Annotated in this window: 17 protein-coding genes and 1 pseudogene; 9 read left to right on the top strand and 9 right to left on the bottom strand. The window is 72.8% G+C overall.

Annotation, left to right across the window (positions count from 1 at the left end; translation table 11 throughout):
• Nucleotides 1–56: 56 nt before the first annotated feature.
• The 5 genes from ACLQ2R_RS23405 to ACLQ2R_RS23425 form a co-directional block, all read right to left on the bottom strand.
• Nucleotides 57–308, bottom strand: coding sequence for a WhiB family transcriptional regulator (locus tag ACLQ2R_RS23405; RefSeq protein WP_425962570.1), 252 nt, complete (start codon nt 306–308; stop codon nt 57–59).
• A gap of 113 nt (nt 309–421) precedes the next feature.
• Nucleotides 422–1,273 (bottom strand): neutral zinc metallopeptidase, encoded by an 852-nt coding sequence (locus tag ACLQ2R_RS23410; RefSeq protein ID WP_425962773.1) that lies wholly within the window; start codon nt 1,271–1,273, stop codon nt 422–424.
• 27 nt (nt 1,274–1,300) lie between these two features.
• On the bottom strand, nt 1,301–2,770 hold the full coding sequence (locus ACLQ2R_RS23415) for a glutamate-cysteine ligase family protein (RefSeq protein WP_425962572.1): 1,470 nt from the start codon (nt 2,768–2,770) through the stop codon (nt 1,301–1,303).
• Between the two features lie 68 nt (nt 2,771–2,838).
• A complete protein-coding gene (locus ACLQ2R_RS23420) occupies nt 2,839–3,477 on the bottom strand; it encodes a response regulator (RefSeq protein WP_425962574.1) in 639 nt (212 codons plus the stop codon).
• A gap of 37 nt (nt 3,478–3,514) precedes the next feature.
• Nucleotides 3,515–4,732: a PspC domain-containing protein gene (locus tag ACLQ2R_RS23425; RefSeq protein WP_425962576.1), complete on the bottom strand. Its 1,218-nt coding sequence runs from the start codon at nt 4,730–4,732 to the stop codon at nt 3,515–3,517.
• Nucleotides 4,733–4,873: 141 nt separating this feature from the next.
• On the opposite strand from ACLQ2R_RS23425, the gene ACLQ2R_RS23430 reads away from it, so the two are divergent.
• The 9 genes and pseudogenes from ACLQ2R_RS23430 (at nt 4,874) to ACLQ2R_RS23470 (ending at nt 17,613) form a co-directional block, all read left to right on the top strand.
• Complete coding sequence (locus tag ACLQ2R_RS23430; protein WP_425962578.1) at nt 4,874–6,700, top strand: PspC domain-containing protein; 1,827 nt, start codon at nt 4,874–4,876, stop codon at nt 6,698–6,700.
• On the top strand, nt 6,690–6,896 hold the full coding sequence (locus ACLQ2R_RS23435) for a hypothetical protein (protein ID WP_425962580.1): 207 nt from the start codon (nt 6,690–6,692) through the stop codon (nt 6,894–6,896). The genes ACLQ2R_RS23430 and ACLQ2R_RS23435 overlap by 11 nt, the downstream gene beginning before the upstream one ends.
• Nucleotides 6,897–7,020: 124 nt before the next feature.
• Nucleotides 7,021–7,485: pseudogene (locus ACLQ2R_RS23440) on the top strand ((2Fe-2S)-binding protein); the annotation flags it as partial.
• 137 nt (nt 7,486–7,622) lie between these two features.
• Nucleotides 7,623–10,037, top strand: coding sequence for a xanthine dehydrogenase family protein molybdopterin-binding subunit (locus ACLQ2R_RS23445; RefSeq protein WP_425962582.1), 2,415 nt, complete (start codon nt 7,623–7,625; stop codon nt 10,035–10,037).
• Nucleotides 10,034–10,978 (top strand): FAD binding domain-containing protein, encoded by a 945-nt coding sequence (locus ACLQ2R_RS23450; RefSeq protein ID WP_425962584.1) that lies wholly within the window; start codon nt 10,034–10,036, stop codon nt 10,976–10,978. Before ACLQ2R_RS23445 ends, ACLQ2R_RS23450 begins: the two co-directional genes overlap by 4 nt.
• A 353-nt stretch (nt 10,979–11,331) precedes the next feature.
• Nucleotides 11,332–12,690: an SRPBCC domain-containing protein gene (locus ACLQ2R_RS23455; RefSeq protein WP_425962586.1), complete on the top strand. Its 1,359-nt coding sequence runs from the start codon at nt 11,332–11,334 to the stop codon at nt 12,688–12,690.
• A gap of 95 nt (nt 12,691–12,785) precedes the next feature.
• Nucleotides 12,786–13,313, top strand: coding sequence for an NUDIX domain-containing protein (locus ACLQ2R_RS23460; RefSeq protein ID WP_425962588.1), 528 nt, complete (start codon nt 12,786–12,788; stop codon nt 13,311–13,313).
• Nucleotides 13,314–13,600: 287 nt separating this feature from the next.
• Nucleotides 13,601–16,495, top strand: a complete 2,895-nt coding sequence (locus tag ACLQ2R_RS23465; protein ID WP_425962590.1) for a bifunctional glycosyltransferase/CDP-glycerol:glycerophosphate glycerophosphotransferase — start codon at nt 13,601–13,603, stop codon at nt 16,493–16,495.
• The gene (locus tag ACLQ2R_RS23470) at nt 16,492–17,613 is read left to right on the top strand and encodes a glycosyltransferase (RefSeq protein ID WP_425962592.1); all 1,122 of its coding nucleotides are present in this window, start codon (nt 16,492–16,494) and stop codon (nt 17,611–17,613) included. Before ACLQ2R_RS23465 ends, ACLQ2R_RS23470 begins: the two co-directional genes overlap by 4 nt.
• A 60-nt stretch (nt 17,614–17,673) precedes the next feature.
• Here the strand turns inward: ACLQ2R_RS23470 and ACLQ2R_RS23475 are convergent, their stop codons facing one another.
• The 4 genes from ACLQ2R_RS23475 to ACLQ2R_RS23490 form a co-directional block, all read right to left on the bottom strand.
• Nucleotides 17,674–18,717, bottom strand: coding sequence for a sulfotransferase family protein (locus ACLQ2R_RS23475; protein ID WP_425962594.1), 1,044 nt, complete (start codon nt 18,715–18,717; stop codon nt 17,674–17,676).
• Between the two features lie 2 nt (nt 18,718–18,719).
• On the bottom strand, nt 18,720–19,730 hold the full coding sequence (locus ACLQ2R_RS23480; protein ID WP_425962596.1) for a sulfotransferase family protein: 1,011 nt from the start codon (nt 19,728–19,730) through the stop codon (nt 18,720–18,722).
• 26 nt (nt 19,731–19,756) lie between these two features.
• Nucleotides 19,757–20,737 carry a CDP-alcohol phosphatidyltransferase family protein gene (locus ACLQ2R_RS23485; protein ID WP_425962598.1) on the bottom strand — a complete coding sequence of 327 codons (981 nt, stop codon included), beginning with the start codon at nt 20,735–20,737 and terminating at the stop codon, nt 19,757–19,759.
• A 159-nt stretch (nt 20,738–20,896) separates the two neighbouring features.
• The gene (locus ACLQ2R_RS23490) at nt 20,897–24,472 is read right to left on the bottom strand and encodes a CDP-glycerol glycerophosphotransferase family protein (RefSeq protein WP_425962600.1); all 3,576 of its coding nucleotides are present in this window, start codon (nt 24,470–24,472) and stop codon (nt 20,897–20,899) included.
• Between the last annotated feature and the right edge of the window lie 115 nt (nt 24,473–24,587).

The following is a 24,587-nucleotide window of genomic DNA, read 5'->3' on the forward strand; positions in this document are numbered from 1 at the left end:
CGCCTCATGGCCCGCCCGCGCCTCCCGGATCCGGTTCGAGGCTACGCGAGCGGCGTTCAGCTCGCGGCGGCCCGGCGCCGGTCGCCGGAAAAACGCAGCCCGCGGCGTTCCCTCACGGTCAGGCCGCCCCAGATCCCCTCCGGTTCGGCCGCCCGCACCGCGTAGGCCCGGCACTCCTGGAGCACCGGGCACCGCTCGCAGACCGCCTTCGCCCGCGCCTCGTGCTCGTCGGACTGCGCGGGCGGGAAGAACAGCTCGGGGTCGCTCGTACGGCAGGCGCCCCGCGCGGCCCAGCCGATCTCTCGCACCGTCCTCCTCATGTCATCACCCCCTGACGACTCGCCGGCCCTCAGACTAGGCGGGGCGCGACGCCGGGACGTCAGCCTTCGGAGGGATGGCCGGGTACGCACCAGGAGGTATCTCAGCAGGCGGAGGTCCCCCGGTCGTAGCCCTTGGCGAACATCGTCTGGCGTTGTTCGGCCGTGCCGTGGGCGTCCGGGCGCAGCCAGTCGTCGGTGGGGTCGCCCGCCGCGGCGAGGTTGACCAGGAGCTCGTCCTCGTCCCCTGGCTCGGTCTGCAGCGATCCCCCCTTGACCAGCGCCCCCAGGGTCCCCCCGGCGTAGCAGTCGGCCTGGAGCTCCCGCTCGACGTTCAGCCGGAAGGCGGTGTCCAGCTGTGCCTGCACGGCGTGCCCGAACTCGTGCGGGATGATCACGTACACCGAGCCGTCGCCCATCCGCCGGTAGAGCTCGCGCATCCAGTTCTCGTCGTAGGCGATGAAGTGGCCGGCCGGGCAGTAGAAGGCGTTGTTCGGCACGGCCCGCTCCTCGCCGCAGGAGGGGCCGTCGTCCCCCCGGTAGGCGATGAAGTCGGTGATCGGCCGGTAGGTCAGGCCGGACGCGGCGAAGGTCCGGCTCCAGTACGCCTCGGTGGACTCCCTGGCCAGCTCGACGTCCGAGGCGAACGTCTCCCCCCGCGCCTCGGACGAGGCACTGCTCCCGCCGCCCCCGGCGCCGCCGTCGTTCCCGGCCGGATCGCCCTGCCCGCCCGGACCTGCGACCACGACCCCGCAGGCGGTGAGGGCCGCCGTCACGAGCACCAGGACAAGGAGGAACACTCTTCTCATACCTCCATCGTGACCGAATCCGTCCCCCCGCGCGCAGGGGGACCCCCGCCGGAACGGAGCCCCGGGGACCCGGCTTCCCGGTGCCAGGGCGCTCAGGAGGTCACGGCGCCGCAGGGATGACGGCGTCTCGGAGGGGACGGGCCTCAGGGGACGACGTCTCGGAGGGGACGGGTCTCAGAGGGACGGCCAGGTGTGGACGGGCTCGTTGGTGTGCATGTACTCGATGTAGCGCAGCGTCATCCGGCGCAGCGCCTCGTGCCGCTCGATGCCCCCGAGCGCGTCCACGGCGGCGATCTGCCAGCTCGCCCCGGTCGTGCCGGTCAGGCAGCGCTGCTCGACGATCCCCAGCAGCCGGTCCCTGGCCCCGGGGTCGACGCCCCACAGGTCGAGCCCCTCGTGGGCGAGCGGCAGCAGGCGGCGCAGGATCAGCTCGGAGGCGGTCACCTCGCCGAGTCCCGGCCAGTAGAGCCGGGCCTCCAGGCCGTGCCGGGCCGCGGCGTGCAGGTTGTCCTGGGCCGCGGCGAACGACATGCGGGTCCAGATCGGGCGCTCGGCGTACGGCAGGACGCGCATGAGCCCGTAGTAGAACGCGGCGTTGGCGGCGACGTCCGCCACCGAGGGCCCGGCGGGCAGCACCCGGTTCTCCACCCGCAGGTGCGGGGTGCCGTCCACGACCGCGTAGACCGGCCGGTTCCACCGGTAGACGGTGCCGTTGTGCAGGGTCAGCTCGCCGAGCGCGGGGATGTTACCCCGGCTCAGTTCCTCGCGCGGGTCCTCCTCGTCGCAGAGCGGCAGCAGCGCGGGGAAGTAGCGGGCGTTCTCCTCGAAGAGGTCGAAGACCGAGGTGATCCACCGCTCGCCGAACCACACCCTGGGCCGTACGCCCTGGGCCTTCAGCTCCACCGGGCGGGTGTCGGTGGCCTGCTCGAACAGCGGGATCCTGGTCTCCTGCCAGAGCCTGCGGCCGAACAGGAACGGGGAGTTGGCCGCCAGCGCCACCTGGGGTCCCGCGATGGCCTGGGCGGCGTTCCAGTTGGCGGCGAACGCCTCGGGGCTGACCTGGAGGTGCAGCTGGACGCTGGTGCAGGCCGCCTCGGGGGTGATGCTGTCGGCGTAGGTCTCCAGGAACTCGTCGCCCTCGATCGACAGGTGCAGGTCCTCGCCCCTGGCGGCGAAGATCTGCTCGTTGAGCAGCTTGTAGCGGGGGTTGGACGAGAGCGTGCCCTCGTGGACGTCACCCTCGCGCAGCGTGGGCAGGATGCCGACCATGACCATGTGCCCGCCGACGGTGTTGGCCCGCTCCTCGGCGTGGTTGAGGCGGTCCCTGATCACCTGCTCCAGCCGGGCGGCGCCGTCGCCCTCCAGGGACTGGGGCAGCACGTTGATCTCCACGTTGAACTGGCCCAGCTCGGTGGCCCAGTCGGGCTCGGCGATGGCCCGGAGCACCTCGCCGTTGCGCATGGTGGCCTCGCCGCGGTCGTCCACCAGGTTGAGTTCGATCTCCAGCCCGGCCTTGGGCCGGTCGAACTCGAACCTGGACTCGCGGAGCATCTGCGCGAAGACGTCGAGGCATCGGCGCACCTTGTCCCGGTAGCGCCGCCTGTCCTCGCGGCTGAACACCATCGACGGTACATCACGTCCCATACTTCGCAGAGTCGCACATAAGTCACTGCTCGTACAGGAGATCCCGCGCGATTCGGCGGGAGGAATCCTCAGACCAGGCGCCGCGCCGTGGCCCAGCGGGAGAGCTCGTGGCGGTTGGAGAGCTGGAGCTTGCGCAGTACGGACGAGACGTGGGTCTCCACGGTCTTGACCGAGATGAAGAGCTCCTTGGCGATCTCCTTGTACGCGTACCCCCTGGCGATCAGGCGCAGGACCTCGCGCTCGCGCTGGGTCAGCGAGTCGAGCTCGGGGTCGATCGCCGGGGCCTCGCTGGAGGAGAACGCGTCCAGCACGAACCCGGCCAGCCTCGGCGAGAAGACCGCGTCGCCGTCGGCCACCCGGCGGATGGCGTCGGTGAGCTCGCGCCCGCTGATGTTCTTGGTCACGTACCCCCGGGCGCCGCCGCGGATCACGCCGATGACGTCCTCGGCCGCGTCGGAGACCGACAGGGCCAGGAAGCGGACCGTGGAACCGGACCCCAGGACCTTGCGCAGCACCTCCTGGCCGCCGCCCCCGGGCATGTGCACGTCCAGCAGGACCACGTCAGGGCCGAGCTCGGCGATCGCCCTGACCGCGGACTCCACGTCCTCGGCCTCCCCGATCACCTCGATGGAGTCGCCCAGCTCGGCGCGCACGCCCGAGCGGAACAGGCGGTGGTCGTCGACGATCAGTACCTTCACCGGGCTCATCGCGTCCTCCGTAGCCGTGTCATGACTCGCCGCTCGTTCACGCCTTCTCCAGTTTCATGCTCAGCATCACTTCCGTACCCTCGCCGGGCTCGGTACGCACCCGGGCGCTGCCCCCGTGGCGTTCCATCCTGCCGATGATCGACTGGCGGATACCCATACGATCCTCGGGGACGTCGTCCATGTCGAACCCGGCCCCCCGGTCCCTGACGAAGACGACGACCTCGTCCGGCTCCGTCTCGGCGTAGACGGAGACGACCTCGGCCCCGGAGTACTTGGCGGCGTTCACCATGGCCTGCCTGGCGGCCTGCATCATCGCGGACAGCTCGGGGGTCAGCGGGCCGTCGCCCACGCAGACGACCTCGATCGGCACCCCGTGGGCGTCCTCCTCCTCGGCCGCGACCCGCCGCACGGCCGCCGCCACCGAGGCGTCGGCGTCCTGCTGGGGCTGGTACAGCCAGTTGCGCAGCTCCCGCTCCTGGGCGCGGGCCAGCCGCATCACCTCGCGCGGGTCCTGGGCCCTGCGCTGGATCAGCGTCAGCGTGTGCAGCACCGAGTCGTGCACGTGCGCGGCGACCTCGGCGCGCTCCTCCTGGCGGATGCGCTCGCGGCGCTCGCGCTGCAGCTCCTTCCACAGGGCGGCCAGCCAGGGGGTCGCGATCAGCGCGACGCCGCCCACCACCACCAGCGTGAACACGATGCCCGGACGCGCCTTGTTGAGCTCGTCGTTGGCCACCAGGAAGCCGACCGCGCCGATCACCACGAGCACCAGCCCGAGGAACGTGCGGACCCGGTTCTGGCGGACCTGCCCGACCGTGTGGCTCATCCAGCGCTGCCGCCGGTCGGGATCGGCCTGCTGCCACAGGATCAGCGAGCCGATGCCGCCGACCGCGAGCGGCCAGGCGCCGAGCCCCGCCCCCGAGGTCCCGGTGAGCCAGCTCAGCGCGACGAGCGCCAGCCCGATCGCGCCGTACGCGGCGAGCTGGCTCCAGTCCCTGGCGGGCTCCTTGCCCTCGTGGGGTTCGCGCGAGGTGAACATCCACAGGACGGCGTAGGCCACGGCGCCGAAGCCGTCCACGACGGTGAGCAGCACGAAGGCCAGCCGCAGCACGACCGGGTCGAGCCGGAGCTGGGCGGCGGCCCCCTGGGCCACCCCGGCCACCAGCCGCCCCCGCACCGGCCTCACCAGGCGGGGCAGGGGCGCCGCGTCCTTGGACGTCACGGGCGCCGTGTCGAGAAGTGTCTGTCGGTCAGCCATATCGTCAGCATCGTCACACGAACCAGCGTGCCACGCATCAGGCGTTCCCCTGAAGCGACCCTGAGGCGACGGCCTCCCCTCCGGGGCGACTCAGGGGTGTCCCGGATGCGGGGGGAAGCCGGAAAGGCCACGATGGGGAGCATGAACGACACCGGCCGCGCCCAGGATCAGACGAGTGGCGTGCCCGGCCCCGAGCCCGCCCTTCCCGAGCGGGACAGGGGTCTGGGGCGCAGCGACCAGGGCCGCATGCTCACCGGCGTCTGCGCCGGTCTGGGGCGGTACGCCGGGGTCGACCCGGTGCTGTTCCGGGTGGGCTTCGCGGTGCTGTTGCTCGGCTCGGGGATCGGCGTCATCCTCTACATCGCGGCCTTCCTGCTGATGCGCGAGACCGACGGCGGCCCCGGCCACCTGGAGCAGTGGACCCGCCGCGACTTCGACGGCGAGACCGTCCTGACCCTGCTGACCGGTGTCTTCGTCCTCGGCCTGGTGATCAACGTCTCCTCGGACGGCGTGGGCACCGGGACGATCGTGGTCGGCACCGTCCTCGCCATCGCCCTGATGGCCGCCCACGCCCGGGGGGTGGACCTGCTGGCCGTGGCCCGTTCGCTGCCCGACCGGCTGCGGCGCCGCCGGGAGCCGCACCCGGCCGATCCCTGGCAGCCCCCGGCGGCCTCGCCGATGCCGCCGGTCGCGGCGACCTCCCCCTTCCCGCCGGGACCGTCCGGACAGCCAGGACAGCCCGGACCGGTTCCCGCGGCCTCGCCGGTCCCACCGACCACGCAGAGCCCGTGGGCCTCGCAGGGTCCGTCGGCCTCGCACGCTCCTCCGGCCTCGCAGGTTCCCTCTGCTTCGTCGGCCTCGCAGGCCTCGTGGACGGAGACGGGCGGCCGCTCCCGTCCCTTCGCGGAAGACGACCACGTCACCCGCGCCACCTCGGCCACCGGGTACGCGCCGGGGAACGTGCCCGGGGACACGACGGAGGACCCCGCCGGGCACGCCGGGCACGCCGGGCACACGGCCGGGTACGAGACCGGGAACACCGCCGTGAACGCGGCCCACGCCGCCGGGCCGGAAGGCGGGACGGAAAGCGGGACGGCCACCGAGCCCTCCGCCCCGAACCCCCCGGACGAGTACGCCCCCCGCCCGGACGCGTACGGCCCGGGGCCCGACCGGCCGTACGGAGACGTCCCGCCGTCCCCGTACCGGGTCGCGGTCCCGTCGTTCGACTCCTCGGGCGAGCCCTTCTCCCCGTACGGGCCCTACCGGCCCCTGGACCCCCGCAGGCGGGAGGGGCTCCACTCCCCCTACGCCCCGTCCGGGTACGGCGGAGCGGTGGAGGCGCCGCCCAGAACCGCCCGGCCCCGGTCGTTCGTCGGGGCCGTCACCATCATCCTGGCCATGATCGTTGGAGGCGTCACCGTGGCGATCCAGTCCACCTCGGGATCGGTCGACATGACGATCGCCGGGGGTGCCGCGCTCGCCGTCATCGGCACCGGCCTGCTGGTCGCCACCTGGTTCGGCCGGGGGGCAGGGCTGGTCGTGATCGGCACCGTGCTGTCGCTCGCCCTGGTCGCGGGCTCCCTGCTGGCCGGGATGCCGAAGAAGTTCGGCGACTACCACTGGGAACCCGCCACCCTGTCGGAGGTGGCCGGCGGCTACGAGGTGGGCGTGGGCGAGGGCGTCCTGGACCTGAGCGAGCTGACGCTGCCGCCGGGCTCGCGGACCGTCCTGGACGCGTCGGTCACGGTCGGGGAGATCAGCGTGGTCCTCCCGGCGACGGCCAGGGTCGAGGTGAACGGCTCCACCAGGTTCGGCGACGTCAAGATCGACCATACGGTGGAGGGCGGCGCCGACATCCGGTACAGCAAGGTCCTGGAGCCGGAGGTGACCCCGAGGGGAGACGTGGCGACCATCGTGCTGAACGTCAAGGCCGGCATCGGGGACGTGGAGGTGCGCCGTGCGGCCTGACCTGGAGCGTCCCGCGCGCCGTCGCGTCCACCGCACCGACTGGATGGCGCTGCTCAGCGGCATGCTGTTCGTCTCGGCCGGGATCGTGTTCGTGAGCGACCCGTCCGTCGAACCGCTGATCATGCTCGCGATCCTGGTCGGCGGCCTGGGCATGGCCGGTCTGGTCGCCATCCTGGCGAAGGTGATCCGGCGCTGACCGAACCCGGCCGGCCGGAGCGGCGCGTCCGGGCACGGAGGGGTTGACCGGCCACAACAGAGGCGTACGTTCACTTCTGTCGGCTTCCACAGCTCCATGCCCACCGGATGCACCGGGAGGACGTATGCCTCGAACATCCCTCACCGTCGACGGGGTCCGCTACGAGGAGGAGGTCGAACCGCGTCTCCTCCTCGTCCACCTGCTGAGAGACAGGCTGGGCAGGACCGGTACGCCCGTCGGCTGCGACACGAGCAACTGCGGCGCCTGCACGGTGCTGCTCGACGGGGTGAGCGTGAAGAGCTGCTCCGTCCTCGCCGTACAGGCCGACGGGAGCGACGTCGTCACCGTCGAGGGCCTGGCGGAGGGCACCGAGTGGCACCCCATGCAGCGCGCCTTCCACGAGGAGCACGCCCTGCAGTGCGGGTACTGCACCCCCGGCATGATCATGGCCGCGATCGACCTGCTCAGGGACGACCCCGACCCGTCTGAGGAGGCCGTCCGCGCGGGGCTGGAGGGCAACCTGTGCCGGTGCACGGGCTACACCAACATCGTCCGCGCGGTACGGCGCGGCGCCCGGGAGATGTCACGGCCTCGGACCGACCAGGAGACGGCCGGGTCCGAGAGGTCGGAGGGGTCCGCGACGCCGGGGCACGAGGCGGACCGGCACGGGACGGCGGCGGGGGAGACGGCGGGGCGGGAGACGGCCGGGGGGCAGGTGCGGACGCCATGACCGAGCAGCTCGACGCGGGCATGGTCGCCGAGAGGATCGCCGAGAGCGACCAGGTCGGCACCCCGTCCTCCACCCACGAGGTCGGCAGGGCGCGCAGGCGCAAGGAGGACGCCCGGCTGGTCACCGGCCGCACCACCTGGACCGACAACATCCAGCTCCCCGGCATGATGTACGTGGCCTTCCTGCGCAGCCCGATGGCCCACGCCAGGATCACCCGGGTCGACACCTCGGCCGCGCGCGACCGGCCGGGCGTGGTCGCCGTCTACAGCGGCCGGGACCTCGCCGACGAGCAGGGCAGCCTCCCGTGTGCCTGGCCGGTCAGCGAGGACGTGCTGATCCCCCACCACCCGCCCATGGCGGTCGACGAGGTCCGCTACGTCGGCGAGGCGGTGGCCTGCGTGGTCGCCACCGACCGCTACCGGGCCGCCGACGCCCTGGAGGCCATCGAGATCGACTACGAGCCGCTGGAGGCCGTGCTCGACCTGACCGAGGCCCTCACCGAGGGCAGCCCGAAGGTCCACGAGGGCGCGTCCGCGGGGAACCGGGCGTTCACCTGGAAGTTCTCCGGCGGCGACATCGAGGAGGCCTTCCGCGACGCCCCGGTGGTGATCGAGCGCACCTACGTGCAGCAGCGGCTCATCCCCACGGCCATGGAGCCCCGCGCGGTGGTGGCCACCACCGACGGCGACTCCTTCACGCTCTACTCGGCGACCCAGATCCCGCACATCCTCCGCGTCATGCTCGCGCTGACCACCGGCATCCCCGAGCACAGGCTGCGGGTGATCGCCCCCGACGTGGGCGGCGGCTTCGGCTCCAAGCTCCAGGTCACCGCCGAGGAGGTGCTCGCCCTGCTGCTGACCCGGCGGCTGGGCAGGCCGGTGAAGTGGACCGAGTCCCGCTCCGAGGGCAACCTGACCGCCCACCACGGCCGCGACCAGCTCCAGCGGATCAGGGTCGCCGCCGACCGGGACGGGCGGGTGCGGGGCGTCCAGGTGAACCTGCTGGCCGACATGGGCGCCTATCTGATGCTGGTCACGCCGGGCGTGCCGCTGCTCGGCGCGTTCATGTACAACGGCATCTACAAGATGGACGCCTACGACTTCACCTGCACCGGCGTCTTCACCACCAAGGTGCCGACCGACGCCTACCGGGGCGCGGGGCGGCCGGAGGCGACGTTCGCGATCGAACGGGCGATGGACGAGCTCGCCCACGAGCTGGGCGTGGACCCGGTCGAGCTGCGCCGCCGCAACTGGATCACCCACGAGGAGTTCCCGTACACCACGGTCTGCGGCCTGACCTACGACTCGGGCAACTACGAGGCCGCGACCGAGCGGGCCCTGGCCCTGCTCGGGTACGACAAGCTCAGGGCCGAGCAGGCCGACCGGCGTGACCGGCGTGACCCGGTGCAGCTCGGCATCGGCGTCTCCACGTTCACCGAGATGTGCGGGCTGGCCCCCTCGCGGGTGCTGGGCAGCCTCAGCTACGGAGCGGGAGGCTGGGAGCACGCCTCGGTGAGGATGCTCCCCACCGGCAAGGTCGAGGTCGTCACCGGCTCCTCGCCGCACGGCCAGGGGCACGAGACCGCGTGGAGCCAGATCGTGGCCGACGCGCTGGGCGTGCCGTTCGAGGACGTCTCGGTCCTGCACGGCGACACGGCCGTCTCCCACAAGGGCATGGACACCTACGGCTCCCGTTCCCTGGTGGTGGGCGGCGTCGCCGTGCTGGCCGCCTGCGAGAAGGTCAAGGACCGGGCCAGACTGCTCGCCGCGCACATGCTGGAGGCCTCCGCCGACGACATCGAGTTCGCCGACGGCACGTTCACGGTCCGCGGCACCGGGGTGGGGAAGACCATCCAGGAGCTGGCGCTGGCCACCTTCGCCGCGCACGACCTGCCCGACGGGTTCGAGCCGGTGCTGGACGCCGACGCGACCTTCGACCCGGACAACTTCTCCTTCCCGCACGGCACCCACCTGTGCGCGGCCGAGGTGGACACCGAGACGGGCGCGGTGCGCGTCCGGGCCTACGTGGCCGTCGACGACGTGGGATCGGTGGTGAACCCGCTGATCGTCGAGGGGCAGGTGCACGGCGGCATCGCCCAGGGCGTCGCCCAGGCGTTGTTCGAGGAGGCGGTCCACGACGCCGAGGGCAACCTGCTCACCACGACGATGGCCGACTACCTCGTCCCGGCCGCGTCCGACCTTCCGGCCTTCGTCACCGACCGCACGGAGACCCCGTCGACGACCAACCCGCTGGGCGTCAAGGGCGTCGGCGAGGCCGGGACGATCGCCTCCACGCCCGCGGTCGTCAACGCGATCGTCGACGCGCTGCGTCCCTTCGGCGTGAACGACGTGCGGATGCCCTGCACCCCCGAGCGCGTCTGGCGCGCCGTCACCGAGGGAGGCGACCGATGATCCCCGCGTCGTTCGACTACGTCAGGCCCGAGTCGCTGGAGGAGGCCTGCCGGGTGCTCGGCGAGGCCGCGGACTCCGGCGACGACGTCAAGGTGCTGGCCGGGGGGCAGTCGCTGCTGCCGCTGCTGCGGCTCCGGCTGGCCTACCCGTCCACGCTGGTGGACCTCGGGCGGCTGCCGGGGTTGCGCGGCATCGAGGACCGGGGCGACCACGTGTTCGTCGGCGCGCTCACCACCCACGACGAGGTGCTGCGCTCCGCGGTGATCAGGGAGCGCGCGCCGCTGCTCGCCCTGGCCACGGCCACGGTCGCCGATCCCGCCGTACGGCACCGCGGCACGCTCGGCGGCTCCCTGGCCCACGCCGACCCCGCCGGGGACCTGCCCGCGGTGGCGCTGGCGCTCGGCTGCGTCCTCGTCGCCCGCTTCGGCGACGGCGAACGGGAGATCCCTGCGGCGGACTTCTTCGTCGACTACCTGGAGACCGCGCTCGGGCCCGGCGAGGTGCTGACCGGCGTCAGGGTGCCCGTCCTCGGCCCGGGGTGGGGGTTCCACTACGAGAAGTTCCACCGGACCGCGCAGGCGTGGGCGATCGTCGGCGTCGCCGCGGCCGTACGGCGGAGCGACGGGATCGTGGAGGAGGCCAGGATCGGGCTGACCAACATGGGTCCCGCGCCGGTGCGGGCCAGGGGGGTGGAGGAGGCGCTGCGCGGCGTGGAGGTCGTGTCCCCCGGCTCCGGCCCGGGCTCCGGCTCCGGTCCCGGTGGCGGTCCCGGTGGCGGTCCCGGTGGCGGGGTCGGTGGCGGGGTCGATCCGGTCGCGGAGGCGTGCGCGCGGGCGGACGAGGGTACCTCGCCCCCCACCGACCTGCACGCCAGGCCCGACTACCGCCGTCACCTCGCCCGGGTGCTGACCCGCCGGGCGGTCAGGAGCGCGATCGGCTGAGCTTCGGCCGCTCAGGTCAGGGGCGTGATCGGCCGGGTCCCGGCCGATCGGGTCCCGGTGGATCGGGGTGGGTCCCGGTCGGGTCGGGGCGGGTGCGGGCCGGATCGGGGTGATCCGCCGATCCTGTCCGGATCACCGGGCGCCGAGGCATCGACCACGTCCAGATGGGCAGTACCAGAGATACGGGCGCCGACCGGGCTGGACCGTTACGGGCCAGTCAGGTCCGATATAGAGGCATAAATACAATCATGGGTTGCGTTGGGTCATTCGTCCGCTTCTTTGGCGGTGTACTGGAATACGACCCCGTGTAGTCGTAGTGTCGCGACAGCGGCCGATCGACAAGGAGTGGATCGATGGCGATGCGATTCGAGCACGAGTTCACGGTCCCGGTGCCGGTCGAGCAGGCCTGGCCGGTCCTGCTCGACGTCGAGCGCGTCGCGCCCTGCCTGCCCGGCGCCACCGTCGACAAGGTCGAGGGGGACGCCTTCACCGGCAAGCTGAAGGTGAAGGTCGGGCCGATCACGGTCACCTACCAGGGCCGGGCCTCGTACGAGAAGGTGAACGAGGACGCCCGCTCCATGACCCTCGTCGCCTCCGGCAAGGAGGCCAGGGGGTCGGGCACCGCCGGGGCCACGGTCGTCGCCCGGCTGCACCCCGAGGGCCGCACCACCCGCGTCACCGTCGAGACCTCCTTCACCGTGACCGGCCGCCCCGCCCAGTTCGGCCGGGGTGTGATGACCGAGGTCGGCGGGAAGCTGATCGACAGGTTCGCGGCCAACCTCTCCCGGCTTCTGGGCGAGAGCCCCCGCGTGGAGACCGCCGCCGAGACGACGCCGGAGACGGGCGGCGTGGGCGGCTGGAGCGCTCCTTCGACACCGGAAGCGACACCGGAAGCGACACCGGAAGCGACACCGGGGCCGGCGTCCGCCGGACAGCCGGACACGACACCGACCGCCCCGGAAGACCCGACCGGCCCGGCATCCACGACGTCCGCGACATCCGCGACATCCGCGACATCCGCGAAGCCCGGCGACGACTCGAAGGGCCCGAAGAGCTCGACACCTCCGAAGACCTCGGAGACCTCGGAGACCTCGGAGACACCGGAGGCACCGGCCGCCCCCGAGACCGCGACGACCTCGCCCCCCGGCCCGGCGGGCTCCACCGCCCCCGGCGACTCCCCCGTCGTCGGGTCCGTCCCGGCCGGTGCCACCGCCCCCGGCGACCCCTCTCCCGCCGGGTCCGTCCCGGCGGGCGTCACGGGCTCCGGTCACGAGGACCCGCCCGCGGGATTCCCCGGCCCGGCGGGCGCCACGGCCCCCGCCTCGGAGGGCACCGGCGACCCGGGCGACGCGGACGTCACGACCCCCGCCTCACAGGACACCGCCCCCGTACCCTCCGGGCTGGGCGGCCCGGACGGACCCGAGGGGACGAACGCGCCGGCGGCGACGCCCGCCTCCGGCACGGGCGGGACCACGAGGCACCTCAGCGCGGTGCCGACCCCTCCGGACCTGGTCCTCGACGAGGAGTCCGACACGCGCCGGAGCCACCCCGCGGGCACCTCGCGCACCTCGCTCAGCCCCGACGAGGAGGCCCTGAACCTCCTGGAGGTGGCGGGCCTGCCGCTCCTCAAGCGCGTCGCCCCGGTGGTCGCGGCCCTGGCACTCCTCATCCTGCTCACCTGGCTGATCCGCCGGACCCTGAACCGGCGCTGAACCGGCCCCGAACCGGCCTCGAACAGACCCCGAACCGGTGCTGGGCCGGTACCGAACCACCCCGTGTTCCCGGCGCCCTCCGTTACGGTCGGTCCATGAGCGTCGAGGACTACTTCCGCGGCCTTGCCCGCCATCCCACGGCGGCCGGGTTGTTCGTCACGGACGAGGCCGGCCGGGTCCTTCTCGTCCGGCCGACGTACAAGGAAGGGTGGGAGTTCCCCGGGGGAACGGTCGAGGAGGACGAGACGCCGTGGGAGGCCGCCGCGAGGGAGGCCGTCGAGGAGCTCGGGCCGGTCCTCTCGCCCCCGGTCGCCGTGCTGTTGTGCGCGGACTGGACCCGCCCTCGTGACGGGCGGCCCGGCGGGTTCCGGATGCTCTTCGACGGCGGGGTCCTCGACGAGCGGGAACTCGCAGCGATCCGGCTGCCGCCGGAGGAACTCAGCGAGTGGCGGACGGTGGACCCGGCGGACGCGGACGCCTTCCTGCCCCCGGAGCGGGCACACCGGCTGCGGGCCTGCGTGTCGGCCCGCCGTACGGGGCGGACCGCGTACCTCCAGGACGGTCTCCCGCTCACGGAGGCCACGCCGCCTACCCCTCCCGGCTCCTCGACGGACAGCCCCTGAAAGGCCGAAGAGGATCTTCCGTACGGCTCACGCGCCGCTCCCCGGGCTCGGAAGACGTGTTCGGCGGAGTTCACACCGGGTGGCTGTATGAACACTTGGCATGTAAGTGTTCACATGCAGGGGAGGTTTGAACGCCTGTGCCCGGACCGGGATCGACGGACGTGGCGAGCGGCTCGGGAGCCGGGCCGGGAGTCGGCTCGCCCGGACAGTGCCACACAACGCCAAAAACAGTGTCATCACTGCACAAGAGGGACGAGTAATCACTTTTCTCGGGAATACCTCAGAATGTGATCAATATCCCTGAATGCAGCGTTGTGGTCATCACCTACAACGACGCCACCCGGCTGCCCAGGGCCGTACGATCCGTGCTCCGGCAGTCGTTGCGCGGTGTCGAGGTGATCGTCGTCGACGACGCCAGCACCGACGGCACCGAGCCCGTGGCCCGCGCGTTGCAGCGCGAGGACTCCCGGGTGCGCTACCTGCGCACCGAGGTCAACAGCGGCGGGTGCGGCACCCCCCGCAACAGGGGCGTGGCCTCCGCGCGGGCGCCGTACGTGATGTTCCTCGACAGCGACGACGAGCTGACCCGGCACGCCTGCAAGAGCCTGCTGCTGGAGATCGAGCGGACCGGCGCCGACTTCGTCACCGGGCAGATCTCCCGGCTGTACGAGCGGACCGGCAAGACCGCCCGCTACTACCCCGCCCTGTTCGCCCGGCGCAGGACCGTCGAGGGGATCGCCCAGGAGCCCGAGATGTTCCTGGACTCCTTCAGCACCAACAAGCTCTACCGGGCCGAGCTGCTGCACCGGGTGCCGTTCCCCGAGGACATCCACTACGAGGACCACGTCTTCAGCACCGCCCTGTACTGCGCGGCGCGGCGGTTCGCCGTGGTCCCCTGGGTGGTCTACCTCTGGCACCGGGCCACCGCCGGGGGCGAGACGCGGCCGTCGATCTCGCTGAGCCTGACCGAGATGGCCAACGTCCGCTCCCGGATCCAGGCGGCCCGGATGAGCGACGACATCCTGCGCGAGAACGGCCTCGGCCACCTGGTTCACGAGCGGCAGCGCCGCTTCGTCCGCCAGGACCTGCGGGTCTACCTCAACCCGCTGCCCGCCCGCGACCAGGCGTGGATCTCCGAGTTCGTCGCGGTGGTCCGCCCCTACCTGGCCGAGCTCGACCCGGTGGTGTTCGAGACGATGGACCCGCTCATGCGGGTCTGCTGCAGCTTCGTCACCGACGGACGGCCCGACGAGCTGCTGGTCGCCGCCCGGTCGCTGAACGGGCCCAAGGCGCCGCCGCGCGCCGCCCTGCGGCGGGACGGGCACACCTACTGGGGCACGGAGGCCGACCCGAGGCGGGAGATCACCCCGCTCCGGCTGGCCGAGCTGCCCTACACCGCCTCCCGGCTGCGCCACGAGGCGGTCGTCACCGGCGAGGGCACGGTGATCAGGCTGTCGATCAGGACCTACGACCCGTTCGGCGTCCTGGACGCCACCCCCGGCTGGACCGCGTTCCTGCGGTTCAGGGACCACCGGGTACGGCTGACGCCGCGCGCGCAGCCCGGCGGCGAGCTCCTGAGCGAGGCGGCGGTCGACCTCGCCGGTCTCCGGCACGGCCGCCTGGGGTTCGACGGCCGCTACGACCCGGTGGTCGAGATCGTCCGTCCCGACGGGAGGGTCACCTCCGACCGGCTGCTCGTCGACCCCTCGGCCGAGCCGTTCCGGGCCACGGTCCCCCACCACGACGTCACCGTCAGGGCCGAGGGCGCCGCCGCCGTCCTGCGGGTGGTCTGGCGCCGCCGGGGACCGCTGCGGCGGCTCCCGCGGCTGCGGCGGGCCGCCGGCCGGCTGCTGCGCAGGATCGGCACGCCCGAGGTGAAGCTCCGCGTCTACAAGGGGCTGATCTCGGTGCTGCCACCGCGCGGGAACCTGGTCCTGTTCGAGGCCGACGTCGGCGCCGGCTACACCGGCAACCCCCGCTACGTGTACGAGGAGCTCGCGCGGCGGGACACGCCGCTGAAGGCGGTCTGGTCGGTGGCCAGGAACCGGCGGAACTTCCCGCCCGGCACCCGGCTGGTGCGCCGGATGAGCTGGCGCCACGTCTGGACCATGGCCAGGGCCGGCCACTGGGTCGACAGCCACGGCATGCCGCTGGCCTACCCCAAGCCGTCCGGCACCCGCTACCTGCAGACCTGGCACGGGCAGGGCATCAAGTCGGTCGGCTTCGACGCGCCCGACCTGCGTGCCGACTTCGACGGTCCCAGGACGACCTGGCGGGCGGCGGTGGAACGCTGGGACGCGCTGGTCTCGCCCAGCGCCGAGTTCGAGCGGGTCTTCGTGCCCTCCAACGGCTACCTGGGGCCGCTGCTGCGCCACGGCTCGCCCCGGTGCGACGTGCTCGTGCACGGCGACCCCGCGGCGGCCGGACGGGCGCGGGAACGCCTGGAGATCCCGCCCGGCTCCAAAGTGCTGCTGTACGCCCCCACCTACCGCGACCGGGCCAAGGGCTCGGGCCGGTCGGTCCGGGCGGACCTGACCGCGATGGCCGAGGCCCTGGCCGGGGAGTGGACGATGGTGCTGCGCACCCACCCGGTCGAGCGGTTCCGGGTGCCCGAGCACCTGCGCCACTTCGTCCGTTCGGCGGGGTCGTACCCGGAGGTCAACGACCTGATGCTGCTCTCGGACGCGCTGCTGACCGACTACTCGTCGCTGATGTGCGACTACGCGGTCACCGGGAGGCCGATGCTGTTCCTCGTCGACGACTGGGACGAGTACCGCCGGATGGAGCGCGGGGTCTACCACGACCTGCCGGCCATCGCCCCGGGCCCCTGCCTGACCACGACCGGGGAGCTGATCGAGGTCCTGCGGGACCTGGAGGGCGTGTCCGCGTCGTTCGCCGACCGCTACCGGGCGTTCCAGGAGCTGTGGTGCGCCGACGAGAGGGGGCACGCCGCGGCGAGGGTGGTGGACGACTTCTTCGGCCCCTTCCCCGCACGCGGGCAGGGACGGGGCGTCCGGCCCGCGCCGAGGAGGGCACGCCGGGAGACCGCCGGGCCGGTTCCCGTACCGGAACCGCCGGCCGGGGCCGGACGGGAACGACCTGCTGCGAACGCCGCGGGCACGGCGGGCCGGCCCGGGTGGCGGCGGCCGGTGAGGCTCCCGATGCCGGGATGGTTCCGGTGAACCGGGACACGCGAGGTGGTGGGAGCGGCGGGGGTGCCGTCGTGTTCGCCTGCCTGGACGCCGACACCCTGGGCGGCGTGCAGCGGGTCACCCACACCGTGGCCCAGGGACTGGCCGAGCGGGGCCGCGAGGTGCACGTGATCGGGCTGCACCGGGCCGAGAGCCCGTTCCGGTACGTGGAACGGCCGCGCTACACCGCTCACGTGATCCACCGCGCGCCGGTGGGGCGGCTCTCGGGGCCGGCCACCCGGCACGAGCAGCGGACCCTGGAACGGCTGCTGCGCGACGTGGGGCCGGGGTTCGCCGTGCTGGCCTCGCCCAGCGTGGTCACCCGGATCGGGCGGCTGCTGCCCGAGCGGCTGCTGCCGATCGGCCAGTACCACGGGTCGTACGAGCACGCGCGGGGGTCGTGGCACCTGCGCTCGGTCCGCGGCAACTACGGCACCCTGGAGAAGGCGGTCTTCCTCACCGAGGAGGACGCCTGGCTGTTCTCCGAGCACGCGCTGCTGCCCAACACCTGGTCCATCCCGAACCCGCTGCCGGCCTGGCCGTCGCGGACCGCGGACCTGAGCGCCCGCCGGGTGCTCGGGATCGGCAGGCTGGGGGGCGTGAAGCGGTTCGACCGGCTGATCTCCGCCTTCGCGCGGGCACGCGGGCGGGTGGACGAGGGCTGGGAGCTGCACCTGATCGGCGAGGGCCCCGAGCTGGAACGGCTCCGCTCGCACGCCGCGGCGTGCGAGGTGAGCGACGGGGTGGTGTTCCGCGGCCCGGTGCCGGCGGCCCTGATGGGACGGGAGTACCTGGGCGGTTCGGTGCTGGCCCTGTCCAGCGACCACGAGGGGCTGCCGCTGGTGGTCGGCGAGGCCGCCTCCCACGGGGTGCCCGCGGTGGCGTTCGACGTGTCGGGCGGGCTCAGGTCGCTCATCCGCGACGGGGAGACCGGGCTGCTGGTGCCCCCGACCGACGTCGGCGCGCTGGCGGACGCGCTGGCCGGGCTGATGACCTCGGCCGAAAGGCGGCGGCGGCTGGGCGCCGCCGCCCGCGCGCACGTCGAGGCGTTCCGGCCGGACCGGGTGCTGGACCGGTGGGAGACCCTGTTCGACGAGGTCACCCGCTGACCGCCGCCGGGCCGTCCGGGGAGGCCGGTCCCCGGTCGTCCCCGGCGCCGCTCGGCGAGGTCAGCCGCTGACCGTCGCAGGTTCGGTGCGTGGCATCGGCACCCCGGCCAGCACGATCTGAGCCGCGGTGAGCCGCGCCGCCAGCGGGTTCGGCTCGCGGAGCCGGATCAGCCGGTCGAACGTGACCCGCTTGACCCGGGCCAGCTTCCGCTTGGCCGCGGTCCTCTCGTAGCCGACGATCCGCGACGTCTCCGCCTTCGGCGCGCCGGTGAGCTCGTAGCCGTAGGTCTCCAGGCGGTCGGCGAGCACGCTCTCGCAGAGCGAGATCTCGCCGGCGTCGAGCCGCTCGCGCCAGGAGCCGGCCCGGGCGGTGGTCACCTCGCGGTGGGTGAGCGCGTGCCAGGTCTTGCGCGCGGGCACGGCGACGTCGGCCATCGCGGCCGGGTCGCACATGGCCGGGTCGAACTCCTCCCCGAGGAACTCGCACAGTCTGCGCAGGTGGGCCTCGGGGTCGGCGGTGAGGTCCTCGTAGCGCACCTCGTGGTAGCTGCCGCCGGGGAGCTTCGGCGCGCCGTGCCGGGCGAAGTCGATCGCCTCGGCCCACGCGGAGACCGCGCTGTTGAGGCTCCCGTTGTACCAGGGCATCTCCTTCAGCGACGCCACGCAGTCGCGGCCGTCCCTGATCAGGTGCACGAACTGGGCGTCGGGGAAGAGCCGCAGCAGCACGTCGGTGTACTGGAAGTAGGAGGGCCGCTTGTCGCCCCAGCGGGGCTTGCCGTGCCCCGCCGCGTAGGCGCGCAGCACGGCGCCCAGCGCCGAGCCCAGGGTCGGCGGCCCCGCCACGATCTGCCCGAGCACCTCGTCGCGGTCCAGGTTCAGCTCGTGGAAACGGGTCTGGGGCCGGTCGACCACCCACTCGGCCAGCTCGCGCCTGTGCTCGGCGTCCTCCAGGTCCCCGAACCGGAGCCTGCGCTGGTACGCGGAGACCATGAAGCGGGTCTCCGGCGGGATCGCGACGCGCGGGTGGGCGTGCAGCATGAGCTGCAGCATCGTCGTCCCCGAGCGGGGACAGCCCAGGATGAAGATCGGGCGGTCGGGCTTCATGATCAGACCTTCGCCAGCTCGCCGAGCTGCCGGCTGGTGAGCCGCGCCGCCACCGGGCTCGGCTCGCGCAGCCGGTTGACGCGGTCGCGCAGCTCCTTGCGCCTGCGCGCCCAGCGTCGCTTGGAGGCGGCCTTCTCGCACGCCTCGACGTGGGCCTTGCCCGCCTTGGGCGCGCCGCTGAGCTCGTAGCCGTTGGCGGTCAGCCGTTCGGCCAGGACGGTCTCGCACACCGAGATCTCCCAGGGCTCCAGCCGGGCCTTCCACGAGCCCGCCCTGGAGGTGGTGACGTCGCCGTGGGTGTTGCTGTGCCAGACCTTGTGCTGCGGGATCGCCACCCTGGCCACGTGGTACGGCTCGGTCATCGCCGGGTCGTAGTCCTCGCCGAGGAAGTCGCACAGTTTGCTCAGCTCGGCCTCCGGGGAGGCCGTCAGGTCCTCGTAGCGCAGCTCGTGGTAGCTGTCGGCGGGGAGCCTCTTGGCGTGCCGGCGCCCGAAGTCGATCGCCTCGCTCCAGTTGACCACCGCGTGGAAGACGTCCTTGGTGTACCAGGGCATCTCCTTCAGCGACGCCACGCAGTCGCGGCCGTCCCTGATCAGGTGCACGAACTGGGCGTCGGGGAAGAGCCGCATCAGCAGGTCGACGTGGTGGTAGTAGCTGGGCCGCTTGTCGCCCCAGCGGCTCTTGTCGTACCGCTCGGCGTAGGAGCGGAAGGTGATGCCCATCGCGGACCCCAGCGTCGGCGGGCCGGCGACGATGTCCTCGATCAGCTTCTCCCCGTCGAGCTTGAGCTCCTTGAACTTGGTGTCCTTGTCGCCCACGATCCACCGGCCGACCCTGCGCCGGTTGCGCTCCTCGCGCAGGTCGCCGAAGGAGAACCTGCGGTAGTAACCGGGCACCACGAACCGGGTCTCCGGCGGCACCGCGATGCGCGGATGCGAGTGCAGCATGAGCTGCAACATGGTGGTGCCGGAACGCGGACAACCGATCACGAAGATCGGGCGGTCGGACTGCATGACAACGAACCCCCGTAACGCTTTGGTCAAACAGATACGCGCGGCGCCTTCTCCACGAGCGGCACGACGGGCGCCACCCGGGCGAAGAGCCACATTCGGTAGATCAAGAAGACCTCGTTCAGCAGGAGCAGCGCTCCCGCGCCGACCGCGACGGGCACCAGCGCGGCCGTGCCGATCAGCGGGGCGACCACGAACACCGCGGCGTGGAACTCGATGCCGCTGATCAGGTGGGTGCGCACCCGGTGGCGGGCCAGCAGGCGCCCGACCCGGCGGGGCAGCCTGGGCCGCCTGCCCGCCCGCGGCACCGGCGGCGCCTGCGGCGTCACGGGCTCGCGCGGGACGATCGGTTCGCGCGGCGTGAGCGGCTCGCGCGGGGTGATCGGTTCACGGGGCATGACGGGCTCGCGCGGGGTGACGGGCTCGCGGAGCATGACGACCTCGGCGTCCCCCCCGCGCCCGGTGTGCCCGCCACGGCCACCGGTCCCCGCCTCGACGGAGGAGACGGCCGCCAGGTGGCCGAGCCGGTTCTCCCTGACCGTCTCGCGCACCCGCTTCATCTGCGGCGCGTTCACGTAGCGGAACAGGTCGAGCACCGCCACCCCGGCGCCCATCAGGACGTAGGAGACGTCACCGGTGACGGCGTACTGCCCGGAGGCGAGACCGGCGGCGCAGCAGACCACCCTGATCCGGTCGCCCACGTAGTCGAGCCAGAGGCCGAACGCGGTGCCGGTCCCCTTCAGGCGGGCTATCTTCCCGTCCATGCAGTCGACCGCGAAGCTCACGTAGAACAGCACGGCCCCCGCGGCCAGCCGGCCACCCGCGAAACAGATCGCCGAGCACATGCCGAGGATCAGGGAGAGGCGGGTGAGACCGTTCGGGGTGACGGACGTGTGGTTGGCGACGAGCAGGGTGAGCCTGCACGCCACCGGGTCGACCAGGAAAACGGTCCACCAGGAGTCTTTTCGTTTCCGGGTCGCGTGAACGTCGTCCAACGAATAGGCCCTCATACGTTCCAGCATGGCCACGCCATGTCTCCTGTCGTCTACGCTCTGTAACTACTAGAAGATCTCCATGCCAGTTCTTGACCGGCCCCCGCCAGATCGATCGGCCGCTTTGAAGGCGCGAAAGGCCGGGGAGAGGGCTCCCCGGCCTTCGGAACCGCGCCGCTAGCGGAACACCCGGTCCACGGCCCGCGCGGCCGCGTGACCGTCCTCCAGCGGGCAGAACCTGGCGGTGAACGCCTCGTACGCCCTGCGGTACTTGGCGTGGACGTCGTCGGCGTCGCGCACGGCCGCGATCAGCTCCTCGGTGGTGCGCGTCAGCGGGCCGGGAGCCTCGGCCTCGAAGTCGATGTAGAAGCCGCGTACCTCGTCGCGGTAGCGCTCCAGGTCGTAGGTGTGGAACAGCAGCGGCCGGCCCGTCACCGCGAAGTCGAACATCGCCGACGAGTAGTCCGTGACCAGCATGTCCGCGACCAGGTAGAGCTCCTGGACGTCGGGGTACACCGAGACGTCGCGGACGAAGTCGGCGCCGGCGCGCGGCACCCGGTCGGTCACGGTCGGGTGCCTGCGCAGCAGGAACACGTACTCCCCGCCCAGCTCGTCGGCCATCCGCTGCAGGTCCAGGTGCAGGTCGAGCCGGTAGCGTCCCCGGCTGTAGAACTTGTCGTCCCGCCAGGTCGGGGTGTACAGGACGACCTTCCTGCCCTCGGGCAGACCGAGCCGGTCGCGGACCCGCGCCGCCCGCTCGGCGACCTTCCCGGGCCCGCCGCGGATCAGCAGGTCGTCGCGGGGGGAGCCGATCTCCAGGATCTCCCCCTCGAAGCGCAGGGCGCTGTCCAGGATCGAGCTGCACCAGGGACCCGGCGAGATCAGGTGGCTCCACTGGGCGACGGTCCTGGCCAGCCGCTCGTGGTGGTCGGGCCTGGCGAACGGCACCTTCTCCACGTCGAAGCCGACGCGCTTGAGCGGCGTGCCCCGCCAGGTCTGCAGCACGGTCTGCCCGGGCCTGCGCTCGAACCAGGTGGGCAGGTCGCTGTTGGTGACGACGTAGCGGCAGCGGGCCAGCGCCTCGTAGAACTCGCGCCCGTAGCGGCGGACCGGCACCACCCCCTCGGGCACCTCCACCTGCCCGTCGCGGACGAGCCACATGAACTCCAGGTCCGAGCCGCGCCCGCGCAGTTCCTCGTAGATCGCCCTGGGGTTGTCGGAGAACTGCCTGCCGCCGAAGCTGTCGAACAGGACGGCGGGCCGGAGCGGTTCCGCGCGGCGCGCGGGGTAGAAGTCCTCGCGCAGCAGCCGCTGCTGCTTGGGCCTGCCCGAGGCGCGCAGGTCGTCGCCGACGGTGAACACGGCCTCGGCCATGACGTCGGTCTCGAAGGTGAACGTCCGGGTGGCCGAGATGTGCTCCAGCGGCGCGGACGGGCGGAACTCCACCCGCATGTCGCCGAGGGCCGTACGGACCGAGAAGCCGTGCGTGCCCGCGGGCAGCGGCAGCCACCCGGCGAGCGTTTCGCTCCCCTCGGGCGTCACCGTGACCGTGCCGTCGACCAGCGGGAACAACCGCTCGGTGAACCGGCTGCGGGAGGTGACGACCAGCCAGGCCGGGCCGTCGATCGGCCGCATCGGCGCCCCGGTCAGCCGCAGGTGCCCGTGTTCGTCCCACTCCACCCGCTCCACGTAGAAGGTGGGCCGCTGCTCGCGCAGCACGAACCCGCCCCGCTGCGACCGGTCCAGCACCACGTCGCGCCCGCGGAGCCGGTACAGGCCGCGCTCCACGGCGGCGTCGACGATCAGCGGCCGGGCCGGGCCGCCGGCGGGGACGACGTCGAAGTGCCACTCGGCGCCGGGGTGCAGCGCGCTCATCTCCAGGCTCGCCGGGTCGAGGGCGGGCCAGCGTTCCGAGAGCACGTCGTCCAGCGCGATCACCGCCTCGAAGTCGTCGCCGACGACGGTCATCGGGTAGCGCCGCTCGCGGCCCCCCTGGGGCCGGGTCAGCCGGAGCACCGGCCCGGACACCGGCCCGGGCACAGACGCGGACACCGATCCGGGCACCGGCGCGGCCCCCGGGCCGGTGCCCGGATCGGCGACGGAGCCGTTGCCCGAGCCTTCGGCGAAGCCTTTGCGCGGACCGTCGGTGGAGCCGGTGCTCGCGCCGGTGCCGAGGCCGGGCCCGCACCGGCCGGTGATCCGCAGCAGACCCTCGGCCACCCGGTGCCCGGTGACCCGCCCGCCCGGCCGTTCCACCCGGAGGCGGAACTCCTCCCCGGCCGTCCACTCCGTCCAGGCGACGGTCCCGGAGTCGCGCTCGGAGAACTCCAGCCGCCGCGCGGCCGGGCTCGGCTGCCCCAGCGCCCCCTGCCTCAGCAGGCCCCGGGAGAGCACGCGCAGCTCGATCCGCCAGGTCGAACCGGCCGGGAGCCGGTCCGGGTCGATCGACAGCCGGAAGCCGCACCAGTCCTTGCGCCTGCGCGGGCCGGTGTCCACCAGCGACAGGCTCCGCCGGGCCGTCACCGGGAGCCGCACCCTGCGCCCCGGCCCCTCGGGGACCAGCCAGGCGAAGACGTGCTGCTGCATCCGCCTGCGGGTCCGCAGGTAGCGCACCGACACCCGGCCGTCGACGACCAGGGCGTCGCCCTTCCAGTCCATGGTGTCCACCCGCTGGCGCAGGTCCAGCTCCTCGCGCATCCGGGTGAGGGATCGCGGAACCTGCACGGGGCTGTTGAGGTGGTAGCCGCGCACCCCGCCGCCGACGACGCGGGCGGTCGGCTTGACGGTCCTGTCCCACTCCAGCACCTGGACGAGCTCCTCCAGGCGGCGCTCGCGGACCAGGGCCCACTTCACCCGCCGCTGCGCCGGGACGAGCGAGAGGACCTTCGGCCCCGCCTGCTCCAGGTAGGCGCACGCCAGGTCCAGGAAGCGGTTCCGGAACGCCTCGTCGGCCTGGTCGAAGACCTGCAGGAAGTTCGGCAGGTCGCCGTCGAGGACCATCCGGTCCCATGCCGCCAGGTGCGCGGTCCTGCCGGTGCCGGCCAGGAAGCTCCGCACCGAGCCGACCGCGGCGAACCGGTCCTCGATCCCCTTGACGTGTCCCCGGTTCTGGGTGATCGAGACGTTCTCCCCCTCGCGCTCGCGCCAGAGGTAGACCGGGGTGGCGATCACGTCCACCGCCGCGGCCAGGAAGTGCGCGGGCAGGGAGACCGCGATGTCCTCCCACAGGACCCCCTCGGGGAAGCTCATGCCGTGCTCGTCCCAGAAGGAGCGGCGCCAGAGCTTGTTGGTGACCAGCCGGTCCTTGAGCAGGGCCTGGTCGCCGGTCACATGGGTCCGCCGGGCCGAGCCGGTGAAGATCGCCTTGTGCATGGGCGACTGGCGCACCCCCTGGCCGCTGAAACGGAGCACGTTGCCGGTCGCGAGATCGGACCCGCTGCCGGTCAGGCTGCACACCATCGTCTCGACGGCCGTCAGCGGGAGCATGTCGTCGCTGTCGACGAACGCGAGGAACTCGCCCGTCGCGTGCCGCACCCCGGTGTTGCGCGCGGTGCCCAGCCCGGCGTTCTCCTGCCGGACCAACCGGAACCGCGCGTCGCGCGCGGCGAAGGCCCCGGCGATCTCCGCGCTGGAGTCCGGGGAGCCGTCGTCCACCATGACGACCTCGATGTCGGCCCAGGTCTGCGCGACCAACGACTCCAGGCACGCCTCAAGGTACGGTTCCACGTCGTAGATGGGCACGATGATGCTCACTGGGGCCACGGTCGGTCCTCCGGTAGTCGAAAGCTCACGGTCCGGTCCATCGGCTCGAACACCGGAGACGGCACGCGGGTGAAGATCCACTCATCGTGGACGACGTCCCCGGCGG

Source organism: Streptosporangium sp. DT93, assembly GCF_049844535.1.
Lineage (GTDB): Bacteria > Actinomycetota > Actinomycetes > Streptosporangiales > Streptosporangiaceae > Streptosporangium.